Raw genomic sequence first — 3,231 nt, forward strand, 5'->3', positions numbered from 1 at the left:
TCTGTTTGTTTTGTCATTGCTTATTCTCCTTTACTATGGATTATAAGCAGTTACAGGATCCTAATGAGTAGGGGTTTGTAATATATAAAGAAAAATGCCTGTAAGTAAACCAAAAGTCATAGCAGCGAACCACATCCAAACTGAATGGATAAGCACTTTTTTATCCTCTATAGGCAGTCTTCTTCTTTCTGCTAAGTAAAAAATAATTTGAGTCAGTGGCCAAAATAGAAAGCCCGCTATGCCTAACAATAGGTTACTTCTACCTAATACAATAAGGCTTTTAACATAAAACCAAATCGCTGCAATTGCAAAAATGGCGGCCAAAATACCACAAATATTTATTAAAAATGTTGTCATTATTTGTTGTCTCCGCAAAAGGTAAGAACTTAGGTTGTTATGGGTCGCAAAGACTCCTCCACTATAACCGCTAGGTTTAGTGGTGGAAGTATGTCAATTGCCTATAAAACCCACGGCTAACCATATTAATAGAACAGTAATAATTGCTATGAGACTTTCCTAAACTTTGTGTAACTTCTTATACCCTATTAGCAAATAGAAGTTACACAAAATCCGGAATGGGCTCTATATGTTTGTTTGTCCGTTCTTTATTTTGTGTTTTTTATTATGTTTGTCTTAAAATTTTTGGTCCCACTGATTTCTAATTAAGTATTATCTCATATTTCATTAAAATGATTTTAAATCAAATATTTTATCTAAACAGTCAGCTATTTACAGAGTATATATATTTGTAATTACGGTTTTAGATACTGGTTTAAGAAATTAATTACCTTATCGAGATATTGGGTAGAACGATAAAATCTTGAATCTGCATGTCCAGCTCCTTTTACAATCACCAGCTCACTTGGAATATGATGTTGCTGTAACAACTGATAATATACCTCAGAGTGTTTCAAAGGTACCAAACAGTCTTTATCCCCATGAAGCAACAATGTCGGAGGTGTGTTTTCGGATACTAGATAAACGGGGCTAATTGCTTTAGCTTTGCGAATAAATTCTGGTGAATACGGTTGTCCACCTATTAACTCACCTTCAAAACTATAATTAGTTGGTTTTCCAGTTAAAGTTTCTAAAGTACCCCATAAAAAATGACAGACTGGATTTTGATTAGCATAAGTTGTCAGTTTACTAATGTCGGCAGGAGCATAAAATGCAACATTTGCCTTTATTTTTGTTTTACCTTGAGTTACTGCCAAATACTCAGCTAATTGACCACCAGCACTCTCTCCAATAACAGCAATACGATTAACATCTAGTCCATATTGCTGAGCATGTGAATAGATGTAATTAAAAGCACTCGTCACATCATCTATTTGAGCAGGAGATTGATATTTAGGTAAGAGGCGGTATTCTATAGAAACGATAGCATAACCATTATTAAGTAAAGTTTTCGCAAAATTATCCAATCCCATTTTAGTTTTTGCGATGTCTAATTTGTCGTTGGCTCCTTGTTTCCAACCGCCCCCATGAATATATATTACGAGCGGTATTTTGCTCGATGACATATTTTGAGATTGAATTTTTGGTAAATAGATATCAAAAGTTTGTTGGTCATCTAATGCGGGAGTATAGGGTATATTTTGATAAGTCGCGTCTATGACGGTAGTCTTAGGGGGCTGTGTAATTGACTGGCAGCCAGTCGCTATGAAGCAAAATAGCGGAATTAGTAGTTTATTAGACATAGTAATTTTTCCAAAATTATTGATCGTTATGAATTAAACAATTTTATTAAATAGTGCTAATCCATTTTTGAAACATGTCTGGCCATGCCATCGTGGTTGTCCCTGCCTTGCCTAGGCCCCAACCATGACCTCCCTCTTTAAAAAGCACTAGCGTATGTTTAACATGATGTTTTTTTAGTTGTTCATCTAATGCTATGCTGTCATCGACTGAGGCAATAGGATCATCTTTAGCATGTGCGATGAACATGGGCGGCGTATCTCGTGTAACCCATTGTTCAATGGATAATGATTTTTCTAAATCTAAGCTATGATTATCACCGATTAGTTGTTTATATGTTTGAGTGCGCTGACCACCTGATTCCATGCTCACGACAGGATATATTAATGCGACAAAATCAGGACGTGCAGAATAACTATCAATTTCATCTTGAGGCAAATAGAAGTTGTGTTCGGTTACCGCCAAAATTCCTGCTAAATGACCGCCAGCTGAAAATCCCATAACCCCTATCTGCTTGTAGTCATAATCATTTGCTTTTTGATGAATAATACGCAAGGCACGTTGTCCATCAGCAAAAGGAACTAGCTTACTATTCCAACCATCTATAGGTAAACGATAAATTAAGTTAAATACTGTATAACCTCGATTAGTAAACCATTTGGCTGCCGGTATCGCTTCTTTACCTTGTTCTTCTCTTCGATAACCTCCACCACTGATAACCAAGATAGCTTTATGATTGGATTTAGAAGGTTTATAGACTAACAGTCTTGGCATAGCAACATGGCTAATTGCCCCCTTTGAATTTTTCTCTTCTATTGGCAAGGGCTTTTTATGTTGTTTCGCTAAATAATCAGGAGACCATAAATCTATTGTAGTAGTTGGGTCAAACGCATAAGCTGATGATATATAACATAATATAAAAAGAATTATTCCAATTCTATAAAAATATTTATCCGTTATGAAATTCATGATTGCCCTTTCAAAAATGTTAAAGTCGTTACGCGTCTTGCATTAATTTAAGATTTATTATGATAGAAACCTTTGCACGAACCATCAACCATAGGTCAAAACTGATAAACTATATAAAACCATAAATAAAAGTCAAAAGGCATCAATCATGGCATGGAAACAAACAGGACAACTTGGACTCGCTGACGCACTAGCAACCCATCATGAAGCCTTAGAAGAACTTGATGATTTTCATGCCCTAATTGACTGGAAGCGTATCGAACAACTACTTAAGGATGTTCATAACGCACCCGTAGGTGAAAGAGCATGGCATCCTGTTGTTATGTTTAAAATACTTCTGCTACAGAAGATATACAACCTATCAGATCCAAAGATGGAGAAGCAATTAGCCCGAGATCTTCTGTTTAGACGCTTTGTTGGCTTATCATTGAATGATGCCACACCAGACCACAGTACCATCTGGAGATTTCACAAACTGCTTGGCGAAAAGGGTTTAGCAGACACCCTATTTAGGCCGTGTCCCTAATTCAAAAAAAAGAATAAAAATGCGAAAATAAGCTCACT

The 3,231-nt window shown here is 36.0% G+C and carries 4 protein-coding genes; 1 reads left to right on the forward strand and 3 read right to left on the reverse strand.

From position 1 onward, the window contains the following. Window positions 1-60 precede the first annotated feature (60 nt). From QZ265_RS10305 to QZ265_RS10315, 3 genes are all read right to left on the reverse strand, one after another. Window positions 61-357, reverse strand: coding sequence for a hypothetical protein (locus tag QZ265_RS10305; RefSeq protein WP_296405890.1), 297 nt, complete (start codon window positions 355-357; stop codon window positions 61-63). Window positions 358-752: 395 nt separating this feature from the next. After that, the gene (locus tag QZ265_RS10310; protein ID WP_296405892.1) at window positions 753-1,700 is read right to left on the reverse strand and encodes an alpha/beta hydrolase; all 948 of its coding nucleotides are present in this window, start codon (window positions 1,698-1,700) and stop codon (window positions 753-755) included. 46 nt (window positions 1,701-1,746) lie between these two features. Beyond that, window positions 1,747-2,667 (reverse strand): alpha/beta hydrolase, encoded by a 921-nt coding sequence (locus QZ265_RS10315; RefSeq protein ID WP_296405893.1) that lies wholly within the window; start codon window positions 2,665-2,667, stop codon window positions 1,747-1,749. A gap of 148 nt (window positions 2,668-2,815) precedes the next feature. Between QZ265_RS10315 and QZ265_RS10320 the strand changes: the two genes are divergently transcribed. After that, on the forward strand, window positions 2,816-3,193 hold the full coding sequence (locus QZ265_RS10320; RefSeq protein WP_296405895.1) for a transposase: 378 nt from the start codon (window positions 2,816-2,818) through the stop codon (window positions 3,191-3,193). The last annotated feature ends 38 nt before the right edge of the window (window positions 3,194-3,231 follow it).

This window comes from Psychrobacter sp., assembly GCF_018260395.1.
Classification (GTDB): domain Bacteria; phylum Pseudomonadota; class Gammaproteobacteria; order Pseudomonadales; family Moraxellaceae; genus Psychrobacter.